The following is a 25,973-nucleotide window of genomic DNA, read 5'->3' as shown; positions in this document are numbered from 1 at the left end:
CGGCGTCGTTCGCTAAGCGCGGGCGCGCCGGATCAGTCGAGCTGCAGGGTCGCGTCGCCGGAGAAGGTCTCCATGTGGATCTCGCCGCTGCCGCTGCCGTAGCGGTGCTCGAAGTTCGAGCCTGGGCCGTGTTTTGGCTTGACGATCTGTGCGTCCGGCGCCGACAGGTCGCCGCTGAAGCTCTGGCCGTGCACGGTCGCCGACAGATTGCGCGGCAGCACCAGGTGGACGTCGCCGCTGACCGTCTCGACCGCGATTTCGCCGCTGGCGGCCAGCGCGGTGCTCAGGCGGAAGTCGCCGGACACCGAGTTGCCGTTGAAGCGGCGCAGCGCCGATTCGCGCACGCTCACGTCGACCCGGCCGGACACCGTTTCCACCTCGACCTCGCCGTCCAGGCGGCCGCGCAGCTGCAGGTCGCCGCTGACCGTCTCGGCGCTGACCTTGCTGCTGTTGAGGGTCAGGGTGAGATCGCCGCTGACGCTGTCGATGCTGGCCTCGCGCGGCGCCGCGGCCACCGTCACGTCGCCGCTGACGCTGTCGATCGACAGCATCGAGGAGGCCACGCCGGTCACGTCGATGTCGGCCGAGACGCCGTCGATCTCGACGTCGGCGCGCAGCGGCAGGGTCACCTTGAGGTCGGTGGGCTCGCTCTTGTCGCCGCCGACCAAAAAGCCCATGCCGCTGCCGCGGTTGGGGTATTTGACCTTGATCGACAGACGCTCGCCGTTGCCTTCGATCTCCAGCTTCTCGACGCCGTTGCCGAGGCTGCCTTCGATCTTCACTTCCGGGCGGTCCCAGGCGCGCACGTCGATGCGGCCTTTGACGTTCTCGATCTCGACCCGTCCGCGCGGATCCAGCGGGCGGGTCTGGTTGATGGGGGTGGCCGCAAACGCCGGGGCGGCGGCCAAATAGGCCAGTCCGAGGGCGAGTCCGAGCTGGCTTGCTTTGTGGGATGCGCGGGTCATGGTCGTCCTCCGGGTTTCAGGTATAGGCCACGCGCTGGGCGAGCGCGAGGCGTCGTGCGTAGGTGCGGCGCAGCTGCTCCAGCAGCAGGCGCGAGTCGGGGTCGTGGGCCAGCGCGTCCAGGATCAGCGCGGCGTTGCGGTCCAGCTCCTCGAACGCGGGTTGCAGGGCGGTCGCGTTCGGGGCCGGCGCGGCGCGCTGCATTTCCTGCATCGCGGCCTGGTACTGCAGGGTCATGCCGGCGGCCTCGCGCTGCAGCAGCGATTCGCTGCGCGCCTGCGGGGCGTCGTTGGCGGCCTGGTCGCCGCGCCAGACGCCGGTGAAACCGATAGCCAGCACCAGGGTCGCGGCTACCGCGAACGGCGCCAGCCAGCGCGGCCGCGGCGTGCGCACCGGCGCAGCCACCTGCGGCTGCAGGCGCGCGGCGATCCCGGGCCACAAGTCGTTGGCCGGTGGCTGGTCGCGGCGCAGCGCGCGCAGCTGCCAACGCAGGGCGTCGGGCAGTTCGCCGTCCGACGCGGGCTCTCGATGTTCGGTGTTCATGCCTGTCCTCCTAGCCGTTCGCGCAGCAATCCGCGCGCGCGGTGCAATTGCGCCTTGCTGCTGCCGACCGCCATGCCGAGTTCGGCGGCGATCTCCTCATGCTTCCAGCCTTCCACGTCGTACAGCACCAGCACCGCGCGGGCGCGTGGCGGCAGGCTGGCGACCGCGCGCTCCAGGTCCATCGACAGCGCGGTCACGTGCCCGGCCGAGTCGGCGCTGCCGACCAGTTCGAACGCGTCCTCGTCGCCGTCCTCCTGCGGCTTGCTGCGCCGGCTGCGCAGTTCCATCAGCGCGGTATTGACCGCCAGCCGGTGCAACCAGGTGCTGAAAGCGGACTCGAACCGGAACGCCGGCAGCGCCTGCCAGGCGCGCACGAAGGCCTCCTGGGTGAGGTCCTCGGCGCGTGCGCCGTGGTGGCCGACCAGGCGCGCGATCACGCCGTGGACGCGGCCGGCGTGGCGGCGGTACAGGGTTTCGAAGGCCGCGGTCTCGCCGCGCGCCGCCGCCCCGACCAGGTCGCGGTCGTCGGCCGGTGTCGCTTCGTCTGGCAGGGATTCGGTCACGGCGGTCAGCATAGTCATTCCGATGCCCCGCCATCCGGGAAGGTTTAAGCCGCCGCCGCGTCGGGGCGCGGCCGGCTCAGCCCAGCGCGCCCAGTCCGTGGATCAGCGGCTGCAGCTGGGCCTCGTACGGCGCCCAGGCCGAGCTGCGGTTCTTGATGATGCCGCCGCGCATCTGCGGGCTGCTGGCGGTGGCCACCGCGCCCGCGCGATCCAGGGTGGTGGCGGCGGCATCCCAGGGCAGGCCCAGGAAGTCCAGGACCTGGCGCATCACGCCTTCGGGGTCGGCGACCAGGGCGTCGTAGCGCACGTCCATGATCCGGTCCGGCATGACCTCGTGCCAGTGCGCCATCAGGCGCTGGTACTGGCCGAACCACTCCACCAGCTCGTGCTGGTCGTAGGAGAAGGTGTTCACGTCCGAGAACATGGTGCGCAGGTTGGAGAAGCAGGTGTCGACCGGGTCGCGCACCATGTGCAGGATGCGCGCCTGCGGCAGCGAACGGCCGATGAAGCCCACGTTGAGGAAGTTCGAGGGCAGCTTCTCGGTCAGGTAGGGCCGGTCCTTGGCGCGCCAGGCGCTGCGCTCGAGGAAGCGCTGGCCGACCTGGGCGTAGTCGACCTTGGCCGCGCGCCGCACCAGTTCGGCGTCGAGCACGGCCTTGTTGCGGAAATCGGCGCCGTAGCGCATCTGGGTGGTGAATGCGTAGGTCTCGCCGCCGTCGGACACCATCGGATGCCCGCCCAGCAATTGTTCCAGCAGGGTGCTGCCGGAGCGGTGCATGCCCAGGATGAAGACCGGCACGTAGGGGCCGGGTTCCTGGGTGACCGGGCGCACGAACTCGGCGTCGCACAGCCGGGTCAGGCCCTCGAACATGCGCCGCGCGTCGAGGCGGTCGTGCGGGGTGAGCTGACGCTTGATCCGGCAACCGCGGTCCAGGGCCTGCCAGGACTCTTCGTAGCGGCCCAGGTCGTGCAGCTCGTTGTGCAGGGCGAAGGCCAGGTAGGCCTCGCTCTCGCTGGCCGGCTTGGCGGCGCGGATCTGGGTGAGCATGCGATCGACGTGGTTGGCGTCGGCGGTCTGCTTGCGCAGGCGCGACAGCACCCAATGCGCCTGCGCCATGTTCGGCTGGCGCGCGATCGCCAGCTCCAGTTCGCGCTCGGCTTCTTCCATCTCGCCGAAGAACATCTGCACCACGCCGCGGAAATAGCGCATCGGCGCGTGGCGCGGATCGCGCAGCGCCGCTACGTCGAGGATCTGCAGGGCCAGGGCGTTATCGCCGATGGTGCTGACCAGCATCGCCAGCTCGGTCAGCCATTCCACCGAGCGGCGTTCGCGCCAACGCGAATGCTCCACGCATTCCAGCAGCGCGCCGGGCTCGTTGAACATGCGCAGCGCGCGCGCCAGGGTCAGCACCGCCTCGTCCGAGCTAGGACGCCGCGCCAGCGCGCGCATCGCATAGTCGTGGCCGAGCCGGTAGCGCCCCACCATCAGCGCCAGCCGCGAAGCGCGCAGCAAGGCCTGGACGTGGTTGGGGTCGGCCGCGAGCAGGTTTTCGAAGGCTTCCAGCGCGGCGTTGACCTGGCCCTGTCGCGCGTGGTCCTCGCCCTGTCGCCAGAGCTTCTGCACTTGGTCCTGGCTCATGCCGTCGGACCCACTGCCACGCGTTCGAACTTGATCGCGAAGGTGTAGCGCGGCGCGTAGCAGATCCGGTTCGGCGGGCGTCCGGCGTGCTTGATCGCGCCGTCGAAGATCACCAGCCGGCCCGGTCGCGGCGTGAGCGCGCAGGCCACTTCGTCGGCGGCGTCGTAGAACATGGTCTCGCCGCCCCACTCCAGGTCCCAGTGCTCGCACAGGTACCACAGCGCGGTCAGATCGCGCTGGTCGGGCAGGCAGTCGGTGTGGGTGAACAGCATGTCGCCGAAGCTGGCGACGTTGGTGTAGGCGCGATACGGCTTGTAGCCGTAGCCCGTGCCGGTGAAGCCCAGCACCGCGCGCCGGGTCAGGTCGAAGATCGGCTGCTGCACCAGGGCCTCGAGCTTCACCTCGGTGGCCCAGTGCTTGTAGTCGTTGGTCTCCGGCCGCGCGACCTCGGTGCGCGTGAACGGCGCACGCGCCAGGCTGCGCACGTAGTCGCCGACGTTGGACAGCAGGCCGTCGTACACCCGCAGCGGGCGGCCGTCGATCAGGAGTTCACGACTGGCCGCGATCGCGGCGGGGTTTGCGACGGACATGCAGGTCTCAGCGGGCCAGTGCGGCGGCGATGCGTTGCTGTTCGTTCTTCAGCGCCTGCGGCATACGCGGACCGTACTCGTCCAGGTAACCGCCGATGCTGTCGAACTCGGCGCTCCAGCCGGCATGGTCGAAGCCGAACAGCTTGGCCCGCGCTTCGTCGGACAGGCTGACGCCGTCGAGATTGAGATCGCCCGGCGCCGGCAGATGGCCGATCGGCGTTTCCACCGCGCCGGCCTCGCCCTTGACGCGTCCGATCATCCACTCCAGCACGCGCAGGTTGTCGCCGAAGCCCGGCCACAGGAACTTGCCGTCGTCGCCCTTGCGGAACCAGTTGACGTGGAAAACCTTGGGCAGCTGGGCCTGGGCGCCGTCGAACGACAGCCAATGGCTGAAGTAATCGGCGAAGTTGTAGCCGCAGAACGGCTTCATCGCCATCGGATCGCGGCGCATCACGCCGACCGCACCGGTCGCGGCGGCGGTGGTTTCCGAGCCCATCGCGGCGCCGACCAGCACGCCGTGGGTCCAGTCGCGCGCTTCGAACACCAGCGGCACCAGCGAGGCGCGGCGGCCGCCGAACACGATCGCCGAGATCGGCACGCCCTGGGCGTCCTCGGCCTTGTCCGAATAGCTCGGGCACTGCTTGGCCGACACCGTGAAGCGCGAGTTCGGATGCGCGGCCGGGCCCTTGGCCGGATCGTAGGGATTGCCGCGCCAGTCGGTGACCGGGGTCTGGCCGTTGTCCAGGCCTTCCCACCAGGGCTGGCCGTCGGCGGTGACGCCGACGTTGGTGAAGATGGTGTCGTGCTGGATCGTCGCCAGCGCGTTCGGGTTCGACTTGCTCGAGGTGCCCGGGGCGACGCCGAAGAAACCGGCTTCCGGATTGATCGCGTACAGGCGGCCGTCGGCGCCGGGGCGCATCCAGCAGATGTCGTCGCCGACCGTCCACACCTTCCAGCCGGCGTCGCGATAGCCCTGCGGCGGAATCAGCATCGCCAGATTGGTCTTGCCGCAGGCCGAGGGGAACGCGGCGGCGACATAGTGGGTCTCGCCCTGCGGGTTCTCGATGCCCAGGATCAGCATGTGCTCGGCCAGCCAGCCTTCGCTGCGCGCCTGATGCGAGGCGATGCGCAGGGCGTGGCACTTCTTGCCGAGCAGGGCGTTGCCGCCGTAGCCGGAACCGAACGATTTGATCGTCAGCTCCTCGGGGAAATGCATGATGAAACGACGCTCGGGATCGAGCTCGCCGATCGAATGCAGACCGCGCACGAACGCCCCCTCGCGCTCGATCCGCGCCAGCGCCGGCGCGCCCATGCGGGTCATGATGCGCATGTTGGCGACCACGTAGGGGCTGTCGGTGATCTCCACGCCGCAACGCGACAGCGGCGAATCGATCGGGCCCATGCAGTACGGGATCACGTACAGGGTGCGGCCGCGCATGCAGCCCGCGTACAGCGCGTCCATCTTGGCGTGCGCCTCGGCCGGCGCCATCCAATGATTGTTCGGGCCGGCGTCCTCGGGCGAGCGCGTGCACACGAAGGTCAGGTGCTCCACGCGCGCCACGTCGTCCGGATGCGAGCGGTGCAAATAGCTGCCGGGATGGGTCTGCTCGTTGAGCTGCTCCAGGGTGCCGTCGGCGAGCATGCGCTCGATCAGCGCGGCGTTTTCCGCATCGCTGCCGTCGCACCACTGGATGCGGTCGGGACGGGTCAGGGCCGCGACCTGCGCGACCCACTCGTTCAATGCGGCTAACCGGCTGCCTGCGCTCCCCAGCGCGGGCGCAGTCGGTACGTCTTTGGAAATGGCATTCACGGCAAGGGCCTCCAGCCGGGGGACTGTTTAAGAGTTAGGGATGAGCGTGGCCATCATGTGCTCGACATAGGCCTCGAATTCGTCGTGCTGCATCCGCGTCTGGTGCAACTGCAGATTGAGCTGCAGGAAACCGACGTAGGCGGCGTACAGCAGTCGCGCGCGATGCTGCGCGTCGGTGCGGCTGAGTCCGGCCTGGCGGAAGGATGCGGTCAGATAGTCCAATCGGCGCTCGGAGACGCGGCCGATCACCGGCTGCACGGCCGGATGGTCCAGCGCCTTGAGCAGCTCGGAATAGATGATGTGCGACTTGACCTCGTGGGCGACGAGGTGGAACAGCGAGCGCAAACGCTGGCGCGGATCCGGGATCGGTTCGAGCTGACCGAACACGGTCTCCTGCTCGACTTTCTCCCAACGCTCCAGCGCCGCGACCAGCAAGGCGTCGCGCGACGGGAAATGCCAGTAGAAGCTGCCTTTGGTGACGCCGAGCCTGCGCGCAAGGGGTTCGACCGCGACCGCGGCCACGCCCTGTTCGGCGATCAGGTCTAGGGCGGCCTGCGCCCAATCGTCGGCGCTCAGGCGGCCGTTGCGTTCTTGCTTGGTCTGGACGGGCTGGCTCATGGATGACAAGTGTAACCATACGCCACCGACGGGAACAGTATGCACCGCAGCATCGGCGAGTTGACAGCGGCCGGGGAACCTTACCATACTCGTGCGTATGTTGAGCGTTTGATGCTGGCGTTTGAACGCGGCGCGGCCCGCAAGCCCACGCGCTAAGGCACTCGCATCACGCCCGCCCGACTAGCCTGAGCCTAGCCAACACGTCGTAATACCGCTGGAGCGTCGCCATGAGCATCGCCATTCCCTTCCTCGCTTTCCTCCTTATTGGTGCGATCGCCGCCTACCACCGGCTGCGTCTGCCGGTCTGGGCCGCCCTCACCGCGACCGTGCTGGTCGCGTGCTGGCTGTTCGGCGCCAATCCGATCGCGACCATCGTTGCGGCCGCGATCGTGGCCCTGATCGCGGTGCCGCTGCTGATCCCGCAGATCCGCCTGCCGCTGATCACCAAGCCGCTGCTGGGCTTCTACACCAAGATTCTGCCGCCGCTGTCGGAAACCGAGCGCACCGCGCTGGAAGCCGGCACGGTCGGTTTCGAGGGCGAACTGTTCTCCGGCAAGCCGGACTGGGACGCGCTGCTGTCGCAGCCCAAGCCCGAGCTGAGCGCCGAAGAACAGGCCTTCCTCGACGGTCCGGTCGAAGAGCTGTGCAAGATGACCAACGACTGGGAAATCACCCACGTCTACGCCGATCTGCAGCCGGAACTGTGGGACTACATCAAGAAGAACAAGTTCTTCGGTCTCAACATTCCCAAGGACTTCGGCGGCCTGGGCTTCAGCGCGCTGGCCAACCACAAGGTGATCCAGAAGCTGGCCTCGGTGTCGAGCGTGGTCAGTTCCACCGTCGGCGTGCCCAACTCGCTGGGCCCGGCCGAACTGCTGATGCACTACGGCACCCAGGAGCAGAAGGAACACTACCTGCCGCGCCTGGCCGACGGCCGCGAAGTGCCCTGCTTCGGCCTGACCGGTCCCTGGGCCGGCTCCGACGCCACCTCGATTCCGGACTACGGCATCGTGACCATGGGCGACTGGAACGGCGCGCGCGTGGTCGGCGTCAAGCTCACCTTCGACAAGCGCTACATCACCCTGGCGCCGGTCGCGACCCTGATCGGCCTGGCCTTCCGCATGTACGACCCGGACGGCCTGATCGGCGACAAGCGCGACATCGGCATCACCCTGGCGCTGCTGCCGCGCGACACCGCCGGCGTCGAAGTCGGCCGCCGTCACTTCCCGCTCAACAGCACCTTCCAGAACGGCCCCATCCACGGCAAGGAAGTGTTCATCCCGCTCAGCCAGCTGATCGGCGGCGAAGCCTATGCCGGCAAAGGCTGGCAGATGCTGGTCGAGTGCCTGTCGATCGGCCGCTCGATCACCCTGCCCTCCACCGGCAGCGGCGGCGCCAAGATGGGCGCGATCGTGACCGGCGCCTACGCGCGCATCCGCAAGCAGTTCGGCCTCTCGGTCGGCCGCTTCGAAGGCGTCGAGGAAGCGCTGGCGCGCATCGCAGGCCACGCCTACGCGGTCAGCGCGCTGTCGCAGGCCACCGCCGCGGCGGTGGCGCGCGGCGAAAACCCGGCCGTGCCCTCCACCATCGCCAAGTACCACTGCACCGAGATGGCGCGCGAAGTCGCCAAGGACGTGATGGACATCCACGGCGGCAAGGGCATCATCCTGGGCCCGAAGAACTACGCCGGCCGCAACTGGCAGGCGCTGCCGATCATGATCACGGTCGAGGGCGCCAACATCATGACGCGCTCGCTGATGATCTTCGGCCAGGGCGCGATCCTGTGCCATCCGTGGGTGCTCAAGGAAATGAAGGCGGCGATGCTGCCCGACAAGAAAGAGGCCCTGCGCGAGTTCGACAAGAACCTGTTCGGCCACATCGGCTTCGCGATTTCCAACGCGGTGCGCAGCTGGTGGTACGGCTTCACCGGCTCGCGCATCGGCGCCGCGCCGGGCGACAGCTACACCCGCCGCTACTACCGCAAGCTCAACCGCTATTCGGCGACGCTGGCGGTGATGGCCGACACCTCGATGCTGCTGCTGGGCGGCAAGCTCAAGTTCAAGGAGTCGCTGTCCGGGCGCCTGGGCGACGTGCTCAGCCAGCTCTACATCGCCAGCAGCATGCTCAAGCGCTACGAGGACCAGGGCCGTCCGGTCGGCGACCAGCCGCTGCTGGCCTGGGCCTTCCACGACGCCGTGCACAAGATCGAGCTGGCGCTGTCGGGCGCGCTGCGCAACTTCCCGATTCGTCCGGTCGGCTGGCTGCTGTGGGCGCTGATCTTCCCCTGGGGCCGCCGCGCACAGGCGCCCAGCGATCGCCTGGGCCACCGCGCCGCGGCGCTGCTGATGTCGCCCAACGATGCCCGCGACCGTCTCGCCGAGGGTGTGTTCACCACGCCTTGCGCGAACAACCCGGCCGGCCGCATCAACAGCTATCTGCAGAAAGTGATCCTGGCCGAGCCGGTGGAGCGCAAGTTCCTCAAGGCGCTCAAGAACAGCGACATCGAAGCGCTGGACTTCCCCAGCCAGCTCGACGAGGGCGTGCGCGAGGGCTGGATCACCGCCGAAGAGCGCAAGCAGCTGGAAGAACTGCGGGAGATGACGATCGATGCGATCAGCGTCGACGACTTCGACGCCGAAGAGTTGCGCTCGGCCGGCTACCGCGGCCTGCACGACCACGGCCACGACGCGCGCGCTGCGGCCTGACGCGGGCACCGGCGTGCAACGCCACCACGCATGATCGCGACGGCGGGCCCTCGGGCCCGCCGTTTTCGCATGCGGCGGCGAGATGCGCCTGGCCGCCCACCCCATCGATGCAGCGCGCGTCGCCGTTCGACACGACGAACGCGCCCCAGCGGAAATCCCGACATGAGCAGCAACGTCCTCGCCCTCTACCGCAAGTTCGAACGCATGCCCGCCGGGCGCTGGCTGTTCTCGCGCGCGGTCTGTCTGAAGGCGCCCTACTTCGCCAGCATCTCGCCGCGCTTCGTAGCGCTGGAGCCGGGCCGCTGCGAAGCGACCCTGCGCCACCGCCGCCGCGTCACCAACCACCTCGGCACCGTGCACGCGATCGCGCTGTGCAACCTGGCCGAACTCACCGCCGGGGTCATGACCGACGCCACGATCCCGCCGAGCATGCGCTGGATCCCCAAGGGCATGACGGTCGAGTACCTGAAGAAGGCCACCGGCACCATGCACGGCATCGCCACGCCGGATATCCCGGTGGTCGAAGCCGCGTCCGGCTACGACCTGCCGGTCAGCGTGGTGGTCAACAACGAGGCCGGCGAAGCGGTGTTCCGCGCCCGCATCGCGATGTGGGTGTCGCCGCGCAAGTGAGCGCGATTCCCGGTCGTCCGATGCGGGACATTCGGTCGATGGCGGCACAATCCGCGCCGCGGGCATCGGCTAGAGTGCGGCCATGAGCGCGCATACCTGGATCTGGCTGGGCGGCCTGCACAGCCTGGCTTTCGCCGGCTTCCACCTGGCGTTCTGGAAACTGTTCCGCTGGCGAGACACGCTGAAGACCGCGACCGTGGCCGATCGCGCGATCCTGCAGATCCTCAACCTGCGCCTGATCTACGTATTTCTGGCCGTGGCGGTGCTGTGCTTCTTCTACACCGACGAATTGCAGACCAGCGCGCTAGGGCATGCCGTGCTGGCCGGCATGTCCTTGTTCTGGGTCGGACGCACGATCGAGCAGTTCGTGTTCCTGCGTATCAACCGGCCGCTGGTGCATGCGCTGACCGCGCTGTTCGTGCTGGGCGCGGTGGTGTTCGCGATGCCGTTGCTGGGTTGACGCGTTCGCAGGCCGAACCATCGCCCTTTTGCACGTCATTCCCGCCAAGGCGGGCTCCGCTCTGCTTCGGCTGAACCGAACATCCAGCGCCTTGGGCGAGTGCGCAACGTGTCGAACCACGCCCGCTGAGGTCACTGGATTCCCGCTTTCGCGGGAATGACGAAGCGGAGCATTCGCAGGGCGGTGGAATAAGGCATCGCGGGCCGACCTGGCGCGCGAAGCGGCGCACCTGCCGCCTATCGCCTGCCGCATCGCTCGACGGGCCCGATCAACCCGCCAGATACAGCGCCGCGATCGCGGCCAGCGCCGGCACCGCCTGCACGAAGAAGATGCGGCGGTTGACCGTGGCCGCGCCGTAGACGCCGGCCACCACCACGCAGCCCAGGAAGAACAGCGCCACGTCGCGGCGGCCGCCGGCCGCGGCCCAGATCAGGCCGGCGGCGAGGAAGCCGTTGTACAAGCCCTGATTGGCCGCGAGCACCTTGGATTGCTCGGCCTTCTCGCGCGACTGGCGGAACACCTTCAAGCCGGCGGGCTGGGTCCACAGGAACATCTCCAGGACCAGGAAGCCGGCGTGCAGCACGGCGACCAGCAGGATCAGCGAGACGGCGAGCAAGGACATGGCGACTCCGGCGAGGTTCGATCCGGCCTAGTCTAGGGCCGGAACCGGCCGCGCGCTCAAGGCCGCAGCTGCACGCCCTGGCGCAGGCCGAACTCGGTCTGCGCGTCGTAGCGACGGGTCAGGCCGGTGTAGCGCCGCAGCTGCGCGCGCGCGGCATCGTCCAGCGCGCGTCGCAGCAGTTTGCAGTCGGGCGCCGATCGCCGCGCCAGCATCGCGTCGCGCACCGCGATCACCGCTTCGCGGCCGTGCTGGACGTGGCCGGCCTCGTGCGCTTGCAGGCTTTTGTAGAAGCGCCGCCATTCGCGCGCCAGATCGCTGTCGACGCGCGCGCCGCTCCATTCCGGCAGGGTGGTCACGATCTCGGCGCCCACCGTCACCGAGATCAGTTCGCAGCGATCGCGGCGCGGCAGCGACTGGTAGGTCCAGGTCACGTTCCAATCGGTGCTGCCGGCCAGGCGGCGCCCGCCGTAGGCGTGCTGCGGGCCGTACTGGCGCATCTGCCCGGCCAGCTCCAGCGCGCTGCGCCCGAAGATGCGGTAGGTCGCGATGCGCTCCTCGATCGAGACCTCGGCGGTCGGCGCGTCCTGCGCGGCGCAAGGCAGCGCCAGCGCCAGCGCCCACAACGCCATCGTCCATCGCCACGCGCGTCCGCCTGCGGCCATGCCTCAGCGCTCCTCGTCGTTCTAACGACAGGCCCGGTCGCGATCGCGGCCCTGCCCGCACAAATGCAGCCTGGAAATCTCCGGCGGCACGCCGAAGCGGATCGGCAGGATGCTGGTGCCGATGCCCTGTGTCACGAACAACTGCCGCCCGCCCTCTACGAAATGCCCGACCGGATACGCGCCGTCGGCCTCCTTCCACAAGCCCGGCCGCCCCAGCAGCGGAAACGCGATCTGGCCGCCGTGGGTATGCCCGGCCACCACCAGCGACGCGCGCGCGGGCATGCGCCGGAACACCAGTGGATTGTGCGTGATCGCCAGGGCCGGGGCTTGGTCATGGATTGCGGAAAACGCGCGCGCGACGTCGTGCGGCGCCTCCAGCAGATCGCCCACGCCGACCATCCACAGGCGGCAGCGGCCCAGCCTTACTTCCCGCGCCTGGTCCTCCAGCACCACCACCCCGGCCGACTCCAGCGCGCGCCGCACGCGCTCGCCGTCCTTCCACCAATCGTGGTTGCCCAGCACGGCATACACCGGCTTGCGCGCGGTCAGCGGCTTGAGGTGCTCGGCGACGGTCTCGGCGGGGATGTAGGTGCCCAGGAACACGCTCAGGATCACGTAGTCGCCGGCCATCAGCACCGCCTGCGCATCGCTGGCCGCGAGCCGCGCGACCAGGCGGTCGAACTGCTCCACGCCGTTGCGCGGCGAGCCCACGTGCAGGTCGGACACCAGATCCACGCGCAGGCCGTCGCATTCGCGCGGCCAGTTCGGCAGCGCGAACGCGTAGTCGCGTTGGGTCAGCGACCCGGGCTCGATCACGCAACCCCAGACCGCGAAGCTCAGCACCAGCAGGGCGAGGATGCGCGCGCTCCAGCGCGGCCGCCACATCCACCGCCGGCGCGGCGCGCTCATCCCGCCTTGGACTTGGCCTGTGCGTGCCAGGCCGCCAGCACTTCGGCCTCGCGCGCGGCGGACAGGCCAGCCTTGGGCTTGGCGCGGCGTTCGGCGGGCAGGCCGCGCCAGTACGCGAGAGTGTCGCGCACGGTGTCGGGCAGCGGCCGGTAACGCAGGCCCGCGGCCTGGGCCTTGGCGCTGCTGATGCGGCCGAAACCGGCGTACTCGCCCTGCGCCGGAATCCACACCGGCATGTCCTGCCAGGGCCCGACCTTCTGCGCTTCCAGGAATGCCGCCGGCACCCAGGTCACGCTGGATTTCGGCGCCTGCATCCGGCCCGCGACCTGCTGGCAGGTGCTCAGCAGCTCGCCCATGCTCAACTTGCCGGCCGGTGCGTCGGCGTTGTAGATGCCGACATTGCGCTGCTCCAGCGTGCGCAGCAGAAAGGCCGCCAGATCGCGCACGTCGATGAACTGGGTCGGATCCTGCGCGCTGCCCGGCGCCAGGATCTCGCCGCCGCGGTCGGCGCGCGCCGGCCAATAGGTGAAACGGTCGGTGGTGTCGCCGGGGCCGACGATCAGGCCCGGCCGCACCACGGTCACGCGGCCCGGCATTTGCGCTTCGGCGGCGCGCTCGCACAGCGCCTTGAGGCCGCCGTAAGTCTCGCCGGTCACCTCGGTCACCTTGGGATCGGCCAGCTGCGCCAGCGGCGCGCTCTCGTCCTGATTGGGGGTATCGGTCTTGGCGTAGACCGAGATGGTCGACACCAGCAGGTACTGGCCCACGCGCGATCCCAGCAGTTGGGTCGAGCGGGTCACGTCGGCCGGCAGATAGGCCGAGGTGTCGAGCACCGCGTCCCAGCGGCGTTCGCCTTCCAGCGCCTTCATGTCGGTCTTGCGGTCGCCGTGCAGCTGTTCGATGTCGCGAAAATCTTCGCCCGAGAAACGCTCCGGGTTGGTCTTGCCGCGGTTGAACAGGGTCAGCGTATGCCCGGCCTTGCGCGCGGCCTCGACGAAGTGCGGGCCGAGAAAACCGGTACCGCCCATGACCAGGATCTTCAGCGCCTTCGGGCGCAGCTTGGTACGCGCGAATGCGGGCAAGGCCAGCAGGCTGGCGCCGGCGAGGCCGGCAACGAGAAAGTCGCGGCGGTCGGTCATCGGTCGGTCCCCGGCGTGGTGGCGTCGACCGGCAGCGTGCGCTGGGCGCGGATCACCCGCCATGCGCCGAAGGTCATGCCCAGGGCCACGCCGATGCCGGCCATGAACACCATGCGCGTGCCGAACACGGCCAGCGCCTTGTGCAGCCAGACGAAGGTCAGGTCGCCGGCGCGGTAGACCACGGTGTCGATCACCGCCTTGGCCTTGTAGCGCGACTCGCGGTCGACCCGCGTGTAGATCGTCTCGCGGCCCGGCTTGGCCAGCGAGAACTCGCCCGCGCGCGTGGCCACCTGCACGATCGCCACCAGCAACGGCAGCGGCGACAACGCCAGCAGCGCGTAGCCGAACAGGATCGCGAACGCCGGCACCAGCAGGGTCGGCGCCACGCCCCAGCGCCGCAGCAGGAAGCGCGTGAGCAGCAGCTGCACCAGGATGGTGGTGCCGTTCACGAAGCCGTCGATGATCGAGTAGTAGCGCGCCGCCGCCTGCGCGTTCGGGTAGAACTGCTTCACGATCGCGGCCTGTTCGTTGTACAGCAGCGTGCCCACGCCGACGCCGAAGAACATCACCAGCGCCAGCGCGCGCAGCACCGGCCGCTGCCAGACCAGCTTCAGGCCAGCCAGCACCGAGCCGCCCATCGCGACTTCGCCGCTGGCCGCGCCGGTGACCTGCTCGCGCCGGATCGCCCACACCCGCAGGCGCAGGATGCACAGCAGGCACAGGCCCAGGAACGCCGCCGACACCAGCAGCAGGTTGGCCACGCCCAGGCGTCCGACCAGCAGCCCGGTGATCAGCGGCCCGACCAGCGCGCCGATCGTGCCGCCCGCGCCGATGTAGCCGTACACGCGCTTTGCGTGCTCGTTGTCGAACACGTCGGCCATGAAGCTCCAGAACACCGTGACCGCGAACAGGTTGAACACCGCGACCCAGACGAAGAACAACGCGCCGCGCCCGGGCAGTTCGCGGTGGAAGGCCCAGTAGAAGCCGATCAGGCAGGCCACGAAGATCAGATACACCACCGGCAGGAACACCCGCCGCGGGAAGCGCGACACCAGCGCGCCGTAGATCGGCTGCAGCGCCAGCATCGCCAGGAAGGTGCAGGTGAACAACACCTGCAGGGTGAATTCCTTCAACGACACGCCATGGCTCAGGGCCCAGGCGATCAGGCCGGGCGGGAACACGGTCTCGATGTCGCCCGAAGCGCCCATCGCGTCGCGCACCGGGCGCAACACGTAGTAGCCGCAGAGCAGGCTGAAGAAGTACAGCAGCGACCACAGCAGCGGCGGCGACTCGGCCACGGCGGCGCGGAAACGGCCCCAGCGGCCCGCCATCGCGGCCGCGCCGCTGGCGGGGTCGGCGGCGGCGCGGACCGGATCAGTCACGCCCGCAGCCTTGCGGTCGGCGGCGGCCGGGGATCGGCTGGCGGGGGTCGCGCGTCATGTCCTCGCTCCCGTGCGCGCTGGCCGGCACGTGCTGGCGGAACGTTAGCCCAAGCCGCCTTACCCCGCCAGCGCGGCGAACCGGAGCGATTGGGAGCATTTGCTCTAATCGCCGGGCTTACGGTCGCCCGGTCACAGACAGGGCGTGGGCGTGTACGACTACATCATCATCGGTGCCGGCTCGGCCGGCTGCGTGCTCGCCAATCGTCTCAGCGAAGACCCCGACACCAAGGTGTTGCTGCTCGAGGCCGGGCCGCGCGATCGCCACCCCTTCATCCACATGCCCGCGGGCCTGGCCAAGCTGGTCGGCAAGAAGGGCGTGAACTGGGATTACGACACCGCGCCCGAGCGCGAGCTCAACGACCGCACCCTGTGGTGGCCGCGCGGCAAGGTCCTGGGCGGGTCGAGCTCGATCAACGCCATGTGCTACATCCGCGGCGTGTCCGGCGACTACGACGACTGGTCTGCCCAGGGCGCCAGCGGCTGGGACTGGAAGACGGTACTGCCCTACTTCCGCCGCTCCGAGCGCAACAGCCGCGGCGACGACGCCCTGCACGGCGCCAACGGCCCGCTGTACGTGTCCGACCTGCGCTACACCAACCCGCTGTCGCAGGTGTTCATCGAGGCCGGGCGCGAGGCCGGCTACGCCGCCAACCGCGACTTCAACGGCCCCGCGCAACAGGGCTTCGGTTTCTACCAGGTCACCCAGAAGAACGGCGCGCGCTGCTCCAGCGCGGTCGCCTACCTGGACCCGGCGCGCGAACGCCACAACCTGACCATCGTCACCGGCGCCCAGGTCAACCGCATCACCTTCGACAAGAGCCGCGCCAGCGGCGTGATCTACACCGCCGGCGGCCAGGCCTTCCACCAGGAGGTCTCGCGCGAGGTCCTGCTCAGCGGCGGCGCGATCAATTCGCCGCAGCTGCTGATGCTGTCCGGCGTCGGCCCGGCCGCGCAGCTGCGCAAGCTCGGCATCGACGTGGTCGCCGACCTCGGCCAGGTCGGCGAGAACCTGCAGGACCATCTCGACATCTGCACCCTGCAGCACTCGACCCAGCGCGTCACCTACGACCGCGTCAGCGATGTGCGCATCGCCTTCGACTACTACCTGCGCGGCCATAGCGGCCCCGGCAGCAGCAACATCGCCGAGGCCGGCGCCTTCGTGCGCTCGGCGCTGGCGCCGGACGAGCGCGCCGACATCCAATTGCACTTCGTACCGGCCATGCTCGACGACCACGGCCGCCGCCGCCTCGTCGGCGATGGCTACACCCTGCACGCCTGCTTCCTGCGTCCGCGCAGCCGCGGCCGCATCTCGCTGGTCAGTGCGCGCGCGTCCGACAAGGCGCGCATCGAGGCGCGCTACCTGACCGACCCGGAAGGTTTCGACCTGAAGATGATGCTGGAGTGCGCCAAGCTCTCGCGCGAGGTGTTCGCGCAAAAAGCCTTCGATGCCTACCGCGGCGCGCCGATTTTCCCGCCGCGCAACGACTACAGCGATGCCGAGCTGATCGAGTTCATCCGCGAGAAGGCCGAGACCGTCTACCACCCGGTCGGCACCTGCCGCATGGGCAGCGATGAGGCGTCGGTGGTCGACCCGCAGCTGCGCGTGCGCGGCGTCGAAGGCCTGCGCGTGGTCGACGCCTCGGTGATGCCCACCCTGATCGGCGGCAACACCAACGCGCCGACCATGATGATCGCCGAGCGCGCCGCGGATTTGATCCGCGGGCGTACGCAGTAACAGCGCGATGGCGGGCCGGAGCCCGCCATCGCGCCAAACCGAAGACCGTAAAGCGGCCACCGCGGGCCCAAGCCCGCAACAAGCCCTTACATCTCGACGATCGGCCCGTTCGGATCCGGCTCGGGCGGACAGCCGTTGCTCGCCGTGCAGATGCCTACCAGACGCCAGGCACCGCCGCGGCACTGGTAGTAGTAGCCCGGATCGACCGGATGATCGTAAGGCACCAGGAACATATGCCCTTCCGTTTCCGCGGTGCACGCATAAGTCGGTTCCGCCGCGACCGGAGCGGCCAACAGCATCGCACCGACGAACAGCGCCAACCCCACGCGTTTTGCAGCCCTTCCTTTCATTGCGGTTTCCTCCATTGAAAGCCGCTGAACATCGTCCCTACCGGGCAACGAAAGCGCTCGCTCCTACTGACAGACAGCCCCAGCGAACCGCTCAGGGAGGCAGCGGCGGCCTCCGCACGCTAGTCGGAGCCACACGCTAGCAGATTCCGCTGGCCGGTCAGAAGCACGGTGCAGCGACCCCGCTGCCGCTGCCGCTGCCGTTGCCGTTGCCGTTGCCGTTGCCGTTGCATTGGAATCCAAAAGCCCCGCACTTACACGACCAACCGTAGACCCGAAGGGCGGCGCGCAGGACGCGCGCCGTTTTTCGAATGGACAGGGACGTCCATTCGAAAAATCCCGGCGAAAGCCCCGAACTCGCAGGGGAGGGTTGGTCACGCTAGCCCTTCTCTTTGGTTACGTTCTCTTGGGCTAGCAAGAGAAAGTAACCCGCATGCGCAGCAGGCGGAAGCCTTTGACCTTCGGTCTGAAAAGACGAAAGCAAAGCAACAGCAAATCCTCCCCAACCCTCCTTTGATAAAGGAGGGAGCTAGGAGCAAGAGAAAGTGACCCGCATGCGCAGCAGGCGGAAGCCGTTGACCTTCGGCCAGAAAAGACGAAAGCAAAGCAACAGCAAATCCTCCCCAACCCTCCTTTTTCAAAGGAGGGAGCTAGGAGCAAGAGAAAGTGACCCGCATGCGCAGTAGGCGGAAGCCTTTGACCTTCGGCCAGAAAAGACGAAAGCAAAGCAAAAGCAAATCCTCCCCAACCCGCCCGGCCAGCAGGCATAGCCTGCCGGCGTTCACCCGTGCACGAACCTGCGGTTCGTAAGCCGCACGGCTTCACCCTTTTCCAAAGGACCCGCCCGGCCAGCAGGCATAGCCTGCCGGCGTTCACCCGTGCACGAACCTGCGGTTCGTAAGCCGCACGGCTTCACCCTTTTCCAAAGGAGGGAGCTAAAGGCAAAGGAGGGAGTCAAGGCACAGGCGGACTTGCGTGCAGGAGGACGCTAAAGGCACTGGATCCCCGCCTTCGCGGGGATGACGAGCAAAAAAACAACTGGCGAACGCTTTCAGGCCTTGGCCAACATCGGCGGCAACGGACAATGCAACACCGCGCAGATCGTGCGCAGCAACTCCGCCTCCGCCACCGCCACCCGGTTGTCGTGACTGATCGCCGCCGTCACCGCCTCCACCAGCAATTGCTTGGCCAACGGATCCAGCGCATCCAACGCCTCCCACACCCGATCCAGGGCCAGCACCCCATCCGCGGGAGGCGCATAGGGGCGGTGCTCCTGCGGCAGAATGCGTTGCAGACCGGCCAGATACGCCCGCTGCGCCAACGTCGCATCGACGTGCCCGCTCTGCGCGACCACCGCCAACAGCGTCGCCAGCTCCGCCGCCACCGCCTGCGGCTTGCGCCGCCCGAAGCGCGCATGCCGCGACGGATCCAACGACTCGGTCACCTGCACCGTCAGCAAACGCGCCAGGCAGTATTCGAACAGCGAGACCCGGCCGTCGGCGTTGACCGCCGCCTGCACCGCGTCCATGAACGCATCCAGCTGCGGCCGCGGGCGCAAGCGCAGCACCGGGAAAGCCAGCGAGGCCAACGGCAGGCGCAGCATCGGATGCAGGCCGACCAGCGACCGCGCGCGCAGATCGCGCGCCGCATCGGCCAGCTCCGGGCCCAGGCGCGCGGCGATCTCGTAATGCTGGCGCGCGGCGATCCGCGCGTCCTCGTCCAGCAGCAGGGCCAGCAGCAGCGGCACCACCGCGTCGCGCTGGGTCGCCAGCGCGCGCAGCGCATCGGGCAGGCTGGCGACGATGCTATCGGCGCGGCGATAGTCGTCGGCGCCGGGATGCGCGACCTGGGCCGCGACCATCGGCGGCGTCAGCGCATGCTGGCTGTCGCTCCGCGGCAGCGGCGGTGGCTGGGCCGGACCGGCCAGGCCCATCGCACGGTCCTCGTCCAGCCCCTGCGGCGGTTCGATCGCCCAACGACGCGTCAGCCCTTCGAGCTGGTCGGCGCGGAACGACGGTTCGAGCGCGCGGATGCGTTCCAGCAAGGGCGGATGGGTCGCGAACCAGCCGCTGAAGCCCACGCCGTCGCCGAACAGCATGTGGCTGACCTCCTCGGCGTCGGCGCGGTCGTTGAGCTTGGCGCCCTCGTGCAGGCCGCCGATCTTCTTCAGCGCGCCGGCCAGGCCCGAGGTCTGGCGGGTGAACTGCACCGCCGAGGCGTCGGCCAGACGCTCGCGGCTGCGGCCCACGCTGGCCTTGATCATGCGGCCGAAGAACAGGCCCACGTAGCCCACCAGCATCGCCACCAGCGCCGCGACCAGGACCGCGCCAACGCCCTTGCTGCTGCGCCCGCCGCCGCGCCCGCCTTCGAGGATCTTGCGGCCGATGATGGCCAGCATCAGGATCCCGAACAGCACGCCTATCAGGCGGATGTTGAGGCGCATGTCGCCGTTGAGGATGTGGCTGAACTCGTGCGCGATCACGCCTTGCAGCTCGTCGCGATTGAGCCGGTCCAGCGCGCCGCGCGTCACCGCCACCACCGCGTCGGACGGCGAGTAGCCGGCCGCGAAGGCGTTGATCGCGGCTTCGTGTTCGAGCACGTACAGCTTGGGCACCGGCACGCCGGAGGCGATCGCGATTTCCTCGACCACGTTGCGCAGGCGGCGCAAATTCAGATCCTGGGTGTCCTCGGGTACCGCCGTGCCGCCCATCTGCAGGGCGACCGATTCGCCACCGCCGCGCAGGCTGGAGATGCGGTACAGCGAGCCCAGCGCGATCACGCCGATCGTGCCCAATGTGGCCAGGCTCAGCAGGCCGGGATGCGCGCCGGCGAATATCAGCACCGCCAGATCCACCGCCAGCACGATGCCGAGCACGGCCACGCCGAACAGCAACACCAGCCGGGTCGACGTACGCCGGGCTTGCGCCTGGTGTTCGAAGAAATTCATTGCGGACGGGAATAGGGAATCGGGAATGGGGAATCGGAAAGAGCGACGGCGACATCGCCGCGGGACGACCGCCCCATTGGCTCTGGCGATTCCCTATTCACTTTCCCGATTCCCGGCTTGTCAGAACTGCACCTTCGGCGCTGCGCGCATTTCGGCGCGGTCGGCCGGGATCTCCAGCAGCGCGGCGGCGGCGAAATTGAACATGCCGGCGACCACGCTGGAGGGGAAGATCTCGCGCCGATTGTTGTAGGCCATGACCGAGTCGTTATAGGCCTGCCGCGCGAACGCGACCTTGTTCTCGGTGCTGGTCAGCTCCTCGGTGAGCTGCATCATGTTCTGGTTGGCCTTGAGGTCCGGATAGGCCTCCGAGACCGCGAGCAAACGACCCAGCGCCCCATTCAGCTGGCCCTGGCTCGCCGCCAGCTGCTCCATCGCCGCCGGATCGCCTGGGTTGGCCTTGGCCGCGGCCAGGCCGGAAACGGCCGCGCCGCGGGCCGCGATCACCGCTTCCAGGGTCTCGCGTTCATGGCTCAGATAGCCCTTCACCGTCTCCACCAGATTCGGGATCAGGTCGAAGCGCCGCTGCAGCTGCACGTCGATCTGGGCGAAGGCGTTTTTATAGGCGTTCCGGGACGTCACCAGGGCGTTGTAAATGCCTACGACCCAAACTGCGACGATCACCACTAAAGCCAACAAAATCAGAATGCTGAACATGGTTGTTCCCCAATCCCCTTAGATCGGCGCTATGATCGAACGCAACCCCAGCATACGCAGGCGCTGCGACCGATGAAAGACGAGCCGAACCCGCGGTCGCGACGCATCTTCTGGCGCGTGGCTAGCCTCGCCGGACTGCTCACGCTCACTCTGGGTTCGGCCGCGCAAACCTCGTTGCGCTGGAACCCGCCGACGAATGCGCAGGCCACCAACGCGCACGCCGCGCAGGGCCTGCCGCAGCCGGTATCGACCCAGGTCATGCGACGCGGCAACATCATGCCGCTGGCCTCGGGCTTCGACGTGCAACAGTTCGAAGGCATGGCCCAGCAGCTGGTCGCCAACCAGCGCGTGCCCGGCCTGGCCATGGCGATCGTGCACAACGGCCGCATCCTCAGCGCGCGCGGCTACGGCATCACCGACGTGCGCGCGGCCGAGCCGGTCGACGCCCACACCGTGTTCCGCCTGGCCTCGCTGTCCAAGGGCGTGGCCGCGACCATGGCCGGCGTGCTGGTCAACGACGGCACCCTGCGCTGGGACAGCAAGCTGGTCGACTACATGCCCGGCTTCCAACTGGTCGATCCCTATGCCGCGCAGCAGATCACCGTCGCCGACCTGCTCAGCCATCGCGTCGGCCTGACCCACAACACCTACGACCGCGACCTCGAGAACTACACCGACTACCGCACGCTGACGCAGAAGCTGGCCTACGCGCCGATGTCCTGCCAGCCCGGTACCTGCTACGGCTACCAGAACATCGCCTTCAGCCTGATCGGCGACGTGGTGTTCGCGGCTACCGGCGATTTCTACAGTCAGGAAGTGCAGCGCCGCTTGTTCAAGCCCCTGGGCATGAACGATGCCAGCCTCGGCCTGGAAGGCATCACCGCCAGCGCGCGCTGGGCGCGTCCGCACGTGCGTGCGCGCGGCGGCTGGACCTCGGTGACGCCGAAGCCGACCTACTACCAGCTGCCGCCGGCCGCGGGCGTCAACGCCAGCGCAAGCGACATGGCGCAGTGGCTGCTCGCGCAGACCGGGCATCGTCCCGACGTGCTGCCGGCGCCGCTGCTGGCGACCTTGCACCAGCCGCTGGTCGAAACGCCCGGCGAAACTCGCGGCTCGGCCTGGCGCCGTTCGCGCGTGAGCTCGGCCGGTTACGCCCTGGGCTGGCGCGTGTACGACTACGCCGGCCACCAGCTCGTGTTCCATGGCGGCGCGGTGCAGGGCTATCGCGGCCTGGTCGCGCTGCTGCCCGAACGCGACCTGGGCATCGCCGTGCTCTGGAACAGCGAGAGCGCCCTGCCCTCCGGCCTGCTGCCGACCATCCTCGACCGCGCGATCGGCTTGTCGCCCGAGCGCTGGCTCGACGTCGACTTCGACGACCCGACCCTGTACGTCGACGCCGGCACCAGCGGCCGTCCGCCAGCCAACCCGCCGGGCAGCGAAGCCTCCACGGCCACCGCCGCGCCGCGCTAAGCGGCGCGCCGCGTTCTTCCCTATCAGTCGCTGCGCGCAAGCGCGGCGGCGTTTGCGCGCGCGCCAGCGACGGCGCGAGGCCAAGGGCGATGCGTCGGCCGCACGACCCTGCGCCGTTCGTAGGATGCGGTGACAACCGCATCGGCGCGGGGTACCGGGCTGGCGCGATGGTGCGGTTCGCCTGCGGCTCACCACACCCTACGGCGAACGTAGCCGCGCGCGAGCGGATCGGACGGGGCTCGTAGGATGCGGTGGCAACCGCATCGGCGCGGAGCGTCGGGGTGGCGCGACGGTGCGGTTCGCCTTCGGCTCACCACACCCTACGGCGAACGTAGCCGCGCGCGAGCGGATCGGACGGGGCTCGTAGGATGCGGCAGCAACCGCATCGGCGCGGTGCGTCGGGGTGGCGCGATGGTGCGGTTCGCCTTCGGCTCACCACACCCTACGGCGTGCGGAGGCTAGCGTGGCCGCGCGAGCGGATTGGACGGGGCTCCTAGGATGCGGTGGCAACCGCATCGGCACGGGGCGTTGGGGTGGCGCGACGGTGCGGTTCGCCTTCGGCTCACCACACCCTACGGCGAACGTAGCCGCGCGCGAGCGGATCGGACGGGGCTCGTAGGATGCGGTGGCAACCGCATCGGCGCGGGGCGTTGGGGTGGCGCGATGGTGCGGTTCGCCTTCGGCTCACCACACCCTACGGCGCATGGGCGTCGATGATTCTGGCGCGCGCGAAGGCAATGGCGAGGCGCGGTCGGCGGGAACGGCGAGGCCGCGATCCACGGTCGGCAGGCCGGCGGCAGCGGTGCGCGCGCCTACGGCAGCCATCGAACGCCAGAGCCAGGGTCTCTCATCGGCGCTGCCTCGGGCGTTGTCCTGCTCCGCCGGTCGACACGGGCCCGCAGAACTTTCGGGGCCCAAATAAAAAACTCTCCCCCCGCCTGGGCTGCGGGGAGAGAGCGGGATTACGGCTATCGGGGCTTTATTAGATCAGCGGAGCCGGGGTTGCCGGCAGGGCCGTCGCGGCCGGCTTGCGAGCCGACTTCTTCGAGGCCTTCTTCGCTTTCTTGGCAGGCTTCTTGGCAGCCTTCTTAGCAGCCTTCTTGGCAGCCTTCTTAGCAGGCTTCTTGGCTACCTTCTTAGCGGCCTTCTTGGTCGCCTTCTTGGCGGCCTTCTTAGCCGGCTTCTTGGCTACCTTCTTAGCAGCCTTCTTGGCGGCCTTCTTAGCAGGCTTCTTGGCTACCTTCTTCGCGGCCTTCTTGGCCGGCTTCTTGGCGACCTTCTTAGCGGCCTTCTTCGCCGGCTTCTTGGCTACCTTCTTCGCAGCCTTCTTGGCGGCCGGCTTCTTGGCGACCTTCTTCGCAGCCTTCTTGGCGGCGGGTTTCTTCTTCGCAGCTTTCTTCGTGGCCATGTGATGGCTCCTCGTCAGTGGTTGATCAGCGATTGATCAGGGGTATTGCCGGTTTTAAAGCCCAGTTGAACCAGAGCCGCGGGAGTCGGACCCGCGAGCAGCCGCCGACGCGCGGAGCGTGCCGGTACGGATTCTTCGACGCGGTCCCCGGGGGCGGGAACGCGTCCGGCCGCGTACGGCGGCCAAACAAAAACCCGATCCGCGCAGGGCGAACCGGGTCGTATGGGGTGCGACGCCGACGGGGCCGAGAAGAACGATTGCGTTTTCGCGAGGGAAACGAATCCTGCGTCCACCGTTTTGACTGTCCGGGCGGAGGTTCGTTTTTTGCTGCGCGTTGTCGCGTTCGTTGTACTCACTCTCTTCCGCAGGAAACGTCTGCTGGGCGAAACCTAATCACGCTTTTTCGCACTGTCAACAACTCCGGCAAAATTTTTTCCGGGCCGGCCTCCGCCGCCCCCGCCGGAAATCGTCGTCGGCGACCACGTCAATGCGCGACGATCGCGCGCACGACAACGCATCGTTTTTTTTCGAACACGCTGAAAGCTATATTTGGCGCGGCTTCCAGCGCATCGAAATTTTTTTATCGCGCGCGCGCGTCGCATCGCGCGCGTCGCGACGCAGCGCGTTCGAGCGCGTTCCGAGCGCCCATTCGCGCCCGTCGGCGGCGCCGCCGAAAGGCGCCGCGTTTCGCGCCGCACAAGCCGATTTGCGCGAAAGTGCGCGAACTTTTTCCGTCGCCGCGGACGCCGACCGCGACCGCCGCGGCGGCGCGAGCGGCGGCGTCGACGCGTTCGCGCGAACTCGCCGACGGCGGACGCGCGCGGCGCCGATCGCCGGCACGCGTGCCGGCGCGCACCTCGCCCGCGGCCGTTCGAGAAGCTCGCGACGCACGCACGCGAACGCTGAAAACAAGGGGTTTTCGACGGAACGCCGGATCGTCGCGCAGGCGCGACGCCAGCCGCGTCCGCCGACTCGGCGGGCGCGCGAGCGGATCGCGACGACGCCGACGCGCCCCAACCGCCCCGCGCGCGACCGACTCGGACGCTCGACGGCGCCGCATCGGCGCGTCGGACCGGCTTCGATGGCTGCGCGCGGACACGCGGCCGCCAAGCCGACGCGAGCGCGTTGAGTGCGTGAGGAGCGGGTGAAGCGGCTCGCCGCGACGATCGCGCCGGTCGCCGCGCGCGTCGGCGACCGCCCGCGAATGCGCCGCGCAACCGGTGTCGCGTCTCGCGACGGCGCCGGCGAAGGCGCTCTTGCGCCGGCGCGAACGTCGGAGCGCGGAGCGCGCGATGGCCGCCACGATCGCGTCGTCCCCGCCCGCCGACGCCCACGCCGCCGACGCTCCGATCGCGCGCGCAAGCCTCGATCGGCGCGGCGAAGGCGTCCCCGCCGTTCGTCCGCGGTCGGCCCGTAGCAGGCTTCGGAGCGCGCGCAGGTCCTGTGGCCGGTCGCGTGGCGGACGCGTCCTCGAAGGGCGCGAGGGGTGTCTGGCGCACGGCGCGCGGCTGCGGAAACGCGAACGGCCGCACTAGGCGGCCGTTGCGTGGGCCGGATCCGCGTGGCGGTCCGGCCATACCCGGGGCGCGGACCGCGAAGGTCCGGCGACGCGGGCTTACTCAGTGATCGTCGTCTTCGAGCAGCTCGGCGTAGTCGTCCGGCGCCAGCAACTCGTTGAGCTGATCGGGCTCCTCGACCTCGACGGTGAAGATCCAGCCTTCGCCGTAGGCGTCTTCGTTGATCGTCTCCGGCTTGTCGGCCAGGGCGGCGTTGACGGCGGTGACGGTGCCGCTGATCGGCGCGTAGACGTCGGAGGCGGCCTTCACCGACTCGACGACGGCGCAGGCGGTGCCGGCCTCGACGCGGTCGCCGATGTTCGGCAGCTCGACGTAGACCAGGTCGCCGAGCAGGCCTTGGGCATGGTCGGAGATACCGACCGTGACCTTGCCGTCGCCTTCGACGCGGGCCCACTCGTGGGATTTCATGAACTTCAGATCGCCGGGGATTTCACTCATGGCTGGCCTCGAACTCTGCGGGGGCGGCTGGGGAATTGCGCC

Annotated in this window: 23 protein-coding genes; 6 read left to right on the top strand and 17 right to left on the bottom strand. The window is 68.8% G+C overall.

Going from position 1 to position 25,973, the window contains the following annotated elements:
• Positions 1–32: 32 nt before the first annotated feature.
• The 7 genes from ASE35_RS11520 to ASE35_RS11490 form a co-directional block, all read right to left on the bottom strand.
• Positions 33–965: a DUF4097 family beta strand repeat-containing protein gene (locus tag ASE35_RS11520; protein ID WP_057160621.1), complete on the bottom strand. Its 933-nt coding sequence runs from the start codon at positions 963–965 to the stop codon at positions 33–35.
• A 16-nt stretch (positions 966–981) separates the two neighbouring features.
• Entirely contained in the window at positions 982–1,506 is a 525-nt protein-coding gene (locus ASE35_RS11515) for a hypothetical protein (protein WP_056179659.1), read from the bottom strand.
• The gene (locus ASE35_RS11510; protein WP_056179657.1) at positions 1,503–2,081 is read right to left on the bottom strand and encodes a sigma-70 family RNA polymerase sigma factor; all 579 of its coding nucleotides are present in this window, start codon (positions 2,079–2,081) and stop codon (positions 1,503–1,505) included. The genes ASE35_RS11515 and ASE35_RS11510 overlap by 4 nt, the downstream gene beginning before the upstream one ends.
• Positions 2,082–2,145: 64 nt before the next feature.
• The gene (locus ASE35_RS11505) at positions 2,146–3,708 is read right to left on the bottom strand and encodes a sulfotransferase (protein WP_057163896.1); all 1,563 of its coding nucleotides are present in this window, start codon (positions 3,706–3,708) and stop codon (positions 2,146–2,148) included.
• Entirely contained in the window at positions 3,705–4,298 is a 594-nt protein-coding gene (locus tag ASE35_RS22030; RefSeq protein WP_056179651.1) for a 2OG-Fe(II) oxygenase, read from the bottom strand. The genes ASE35_RS11505 and ASE35_RS22030 overlap by 4 nt, the downstream gene beginning before the upstream one ends.
• Positions 4,299–4,305: 7 nt before the next feature.
• The gene (locus tag ASE35_RS11495) at positions 4,306–6,039 is read right to left on the bottom strand and encodes a phosphoenolpyruvate carboxykinase (GTP) (RefSeq protein ID WP_235570049.1); all 1,734 of its coding nucleotides are present in this window, start codon (positions 6,037–6,039) and stop codon (positions 4,306–4,308) included.
• Between the two features lie 96 nt (positions 6,040–6,135).
• Positions 6,136–6,726: a TetR/AcrR family transcriptional regulator gene (locus tag ASE35_RS11490; RefSeq protein WP_056179647.1), complete on the bottom strand. Its 591-nt coding sequence runs from the start codon at positions 6,724–6,726 to the stop codon at positions 6,136–6,138.
• A 227-nt stretch (positions 6,727–6,953) separates the two neighbouring features.
• Between ASE35_RS11490 and ASE35_RS11485 the strand changes: the two genes are divergently transcribed.
• From ASE35_RS11485 to ASE35_RS11475, 3 genes are all read left to right on the top strand, one after another.
• Positions 6,954–9,431, top strand: a complete 2,478-nt coding sequence (locus ASE35_RS11485) for an acyl-CoA dehydrogenase (protein ID WP_057163895.1) — start codon at positions 6,954–6,956, stop codon at positions 9,429–9,431.
• A gap of 162 nt (positions 9,432–9,593) precedes the next feature.
• Complete coding sequence (locus ASE35_RS11480) at positions 9,594–10,061, top strand: hotdog fold domain-containing protein (protein ID WP_057160618.1); 468 nt, start codon at positions 9,594–9,596, stop codon at positions 10,059–10,061.
• 82 nt (positions 10,062–10,143) lie between these two features.
• Positions 10,144–10,521: a hypothetical protein gene (locus ASE35_RS11475; RefSeq protein ID WP_057163894.1), complete on the top strand. Its 378-nt coding sequence runs from the start codon at positions 10,144–10,146 to the stop codon at positions 10,519–10,521.
• A gap of 268 nt (positions 10,522–10,789) precedes the next feature.
• Here the strand turns inward: ASE35_RS11475 and ASE35_RS11470 are convergent, their stop codons facing one another.
• From ASE35_RS11470 to ASE35_RS11450, 5 genes are read right to left on the bottom strand one after another with little or no spacing between them, the layout of a single operon-like run.
• The gene (locus tag ASE35_RS11470) at positions 10,790–11,143 is read right to left on the bottom strand and encodes a DUF1304 domain-containing protein (RefSeq protein ID WP_057163893.1); all 354 of its coding nucleotides are present in this window, start codon (positions 11,141–11,143) and stop codon (positions 10,790–10,792) included.
• Positions 11,144–11,199: 56 nt separating this feature from the next.
• The gene (locus ASE35_RS11465) at positions 11,200–11,805 is read right to left on the bottom strand and encodes a DUF922 domain-containing protein (protein WP_082611236.1); all 606 of its coding nucleotides are present in this window, start codon (positions 11,803–11,805) and stop codon (positions 11,200–11,202) included.
• A gap of 21 nt (positions 11,806–11,826) precedes the next feature.
• A complete protein-coding gene (locus ASE35_RS11460) occupies positions 11,827–12,714 on the bottom strand; it encodes a metallophosphoesterase (RefSeq protein WP_082576507.1) in 888 nt (295 codons plus the stop codon).
• Entirely contained in the window at positions 12,711–13,853 is a 1,143-nt protein-coding gene (locus ASE35_RS11455) for an NAD-dependent epimerase/dehydratase family protein (RefSeq protein WP_082607240.1), read from the bottom strand. The genes ASE35_RS11460 and ASE35_RS11455 overlap by 4 nt, the downstream gene beginning before the upstream one ends.
• The gene (locus ASE35_RS11450) at positions 13,850–15,184 is read right to left on the bottom strand and encodes an MFS transporter (protein ID WP_057164036.1); all 1,335 of its coding nucleotides are present in this window, start codon (positions 15,182–15,184) and stop codon (positions 13,850–13,852) included. Before ASE35_RS11450 ends, ASE35_RS11455 begins: the two co-directional genes overlap by 4 nt.
• A gap of 259 nt (positions 15,185–15,443) precedes the next feature.
• Between ASE35_RS11450 and ASE35_RS11445 the strand changes: the two genes are divergently transcribed.
• Positions 15,444–17,030 carry a choline dehydrogenase gene (locus ASE35_RS11445; RefSeq protein WP_057164035.1) on the top strand — a complete coding sequence of 529 codons (1,587 nt, stop codon included), beginning with the start codon at positions 15,444–15,446 and terminating at the stop codon, positions 17,028–17,030.
• An 86-nt stretch (positions 17,031–17,116) separates the two neighbouring features.
• Here the strand turns inward: ASE35_RS11445 and ASE35_RS11440 are convergent, their stop codons facing one another.
• The 3 genes from ASE35_RS11440 to ASE35_RS11430 form a co-directional block, all read right to left on the bottom strand.
• Positions 17,117–17,395, bottom strand: a complete 279-nt coding sequence (locus ASE35_RS11440) for a hypothetical protein (protein ID WP_157489418.1) — start codon at positions 17,393–17,395, stop codon at positions 17,117–17,119.
• A 1,033-nt stretch (positions 17,396–18,428) separates the two neighbouring features.
• Positions 18,429–20,324, bottom strand: coding sequence for a M48 family metallopeptidase (locus tag ASE35_RS22225; RefSeq protein WP_057163891.1), 1,896 nt, complete (start codon positions 20,322–20,324; stop codon positions 18,429–18,431).
• 120 nt (positions 20,325–20,444) lie between these two features.
• Positions 20,445–21,038: a LemA family protein gene (locus ASE35_RS11430; protein ID WP_056179621.1), complete on the bottom strand. Its 594-nt coding sequence runs from the start codon at positions 21,036–21,038 to the stop codon at positions 20,445–20,447.
• A 72-nt stretch (positions 21,039–21,110) separates the two neighbouring features.
• On the opposite strand from ASE35_RS11430, the gene ASE35_RS11425 reads away from it, so the two are divergent.
• On the top strand, positions 21,111–22,508 hold the full coding sequence (locus tag ASE35_RS11425) for a serine hydrolase domain-containing protein (protein ID WP_057160612.1): 1,398 nt from the start codon (positions 21,111–21,113) through the stop codon (positions 22,506–22,508).
• 982 nt (positions 22,509–23,490) lie between these two features.
• On the opposite strand, the gene ASE35_RS20740 is transcribed toward ASE35_RS11425, so the two are convergent.
• A complete protein-coding gene (locus ASE35_RS20740; protein ID WP_082576505.1) occupies positions 23,491–23,916 on the bottom strand; it encodes a histone in 426 nt (141 codons plus the stop codon).
• Between the two features lie 487 nt (positions 23,917–24,403).
• Between ASE35_RS20740 and ASE35_RS11415 the strand changes: the two genes are divergently transcribed.
• Positions 24,404–25,045: a hypothetical protein gene (locus ASE35_RS11415; RefSeq protein ID WP_057163890.1), complete on the top strand. Its 642-nt coding sequence runs from the start codon at positions 24,404–24,406 to the stop codon at positions 25,043–25,045.
• Between the two features lie 490 nt (positions 25,046–25,535).
• Here ASE35_RS11415 and gcvH read toward each other — a convergent pair whose 3' ends face one another.
• Positions 25,536–25,931, bottom strand: a complete 396-nt coding sequence (gene gcvH / locus ASE35_RS11410; RefSeq protein ID WP_055903584.1) for a glycine cleavage system protein GcvH — start codon at positions 25,929–25,931, stop codon at positions 25,536–25,538.
• Positions 25,932–25,973: the final 42 nt, after the last annotated feature.

Origin of the sequence: Lysobacter sp. Root916 (genome assembly GCF_001429785.1) — a bacterium.
Lineage (GTDB): Bacteria > Pseudomonadota > Gammaproteobacteria > Xanthomonadales > Xanthomonadaceae > Lysobacter.
This window is presented reverse-complemented; position numbering and strand designations above follow the sequence as displayed.

Excerpts from the sequence above, each read along its gene's own strand:
- ASE35_RS11520 (WP_057160621.1), bottom strand. The coding sequence starts at position 965 with ATGACCCGCGCATCCCACAAAGCAAGCCAGCTCGGACTCGCCCTCGGA.
- ASE35_RS11515 (WP_056179659.1), bottom strand. The coding sequence starts at position 1,506 with ATGAACACCGAACATCGAGAGCCCGCGTCGGACGGCGAACTGCCCGAC.
- ASE35_RS11510 (WP_056179657.1), bottom strand. The coding sequence starts at position 2,081 with ATGCTGACCGCCGTGACCGAATCCCTGCCAGACGAAGCGACACCGGCC.
- ASE35_RS11505 (WP_057163896.1), bottom strand. The coding sequence starts at position 3,708 with ATGAGCCAGGACCAAGTGCAGAAGCTCTGGCGACAGGGCGAGGACCAC.
- ASE35_RS22030 (WP_056179651.1), bottom strand. The coding sequence starts at position 4,298 with ATGTCCGTCGCAAACCCCGCCGCGATCGCGGCCAGTCGTGAACTCCTG.
- ASE35_RS11490 (WP_056179647.1), bottom strand. The coding sequence starts at position 6,726 with ATGAGCCAGCCCGTCCAGACCAAGCAAGAACGCAACGGCCGCCTGAGC.
- ASE35_RS11485 (WP_057163895.1), top strand. The coding sequence starts at position 6,954 with ATGAGCATCGCCATTCCCTTCCTCGCTTTCCTCCTTATTGGTGCGATC.
- ASE35_RS11480 (WP_057160618.1), top strand. The coding sequence starts at position 9,594 with ATGAGCAGCAACGTCCTCGCCCTCTACCGCAAGTTCGAACGCATGCCC.
- ASE35_RS11475 (WP_057163894.1), top strand. The coding sequence starts at position 10,144 with ATGAGCGCGCATACCTGGATCTGGCTGGGCGGCCTGCACAGCCTGGCT.
- ASE35_RS11470 (WP_057163893.1), bottom strand. The coding sequence starts at position 11,143 with ATGTCCTTGCTCGCCGTCTCGCTGATCCTGCTGGTCGCCGTGCTGCAC.
- ASE35_RS11465 (WP_082611236.1), bottom strand. The coding sequence starts at position 11,805 with ATGGCCGCAGGCGGACGCGCGTGGCGATGGACGATGGCGTTGTGGGCG.
- ASE35_RS11460 (WP_082576507.1), bottom strand. The coding sequence starts at position 12,714 with ATGAGCGCGCCGCGCCGGCGGTGGATGTGGCGGCCGCGCTGGAGCGCG.
- ASE35_RS11455 (WP_082607240.1), bottom strand. The coding sequence starts at position 13,853 with ATGACCGACCGCCGCGACTTTCTCGTTGCCGGCCTCGCCGGCGCCAGC.
- ASE35_RS11450 (WP_057164036.1), bottom strand. The coding sequence starts at position 15,184 with ATGGCGGGCCGCTGGGGCCGTTTCCGCGCCGCCGTGGCCGAGTCGCCG.
- ASE35_RS11440 (WP_157489418.1), bottom strand. The coding sequence starts at position 17,395 with ATGGAGGAAACCGCAATGAAAGGAAGGGCTGCAAAACGCGTGGGGTTG.
- ASE35_RS22225 (WP_057163891.1), bottom strand. The coding sequence starts at position 20,324 with ATGAATTTCTTCGAACACCAGGCGCAAGCCCGGCGTACGTCGACCCGG.
- ASE35_RS11430 (WP_056179621.1), bottom strand. The coding sequence starts at position 21,038 with ATGTTCAGCATTCTGATTTTGTTGGCTTTAGTGGTGATCGTCGCAGTT.
- ASE35_RS11425 (WP_057160612.1), top strand. The coding sequence starts at position 21,111 with ATGAAAGACGAGCCGAACCCGCGGTCGCGACGCATCTTCTGGCGCGTG.
- ASE35_RS20740 (WP_082576505.1), bottom strand. The coding sequence starts at position 23,916 with ATGGCCACGAAGAAAGCTGCGAAGAAGAAACCCGCCGCCAAGAAGGCT.
- ASE35_RS11415 (WP_057163890.1), top strand. The coding sequence starts at position 24,404 with ATGCGCGACGATCGCGCGCACGACAACGCATCGTTTTTTTTCGAACAC.
- gcvH (WP_055903584.1), bottom strand. The coding sequence starts at position 25,931 with ATGAGTGAAATCCCCGGCGATCTGAAGTTCATGAAATCCCACGAGTGG.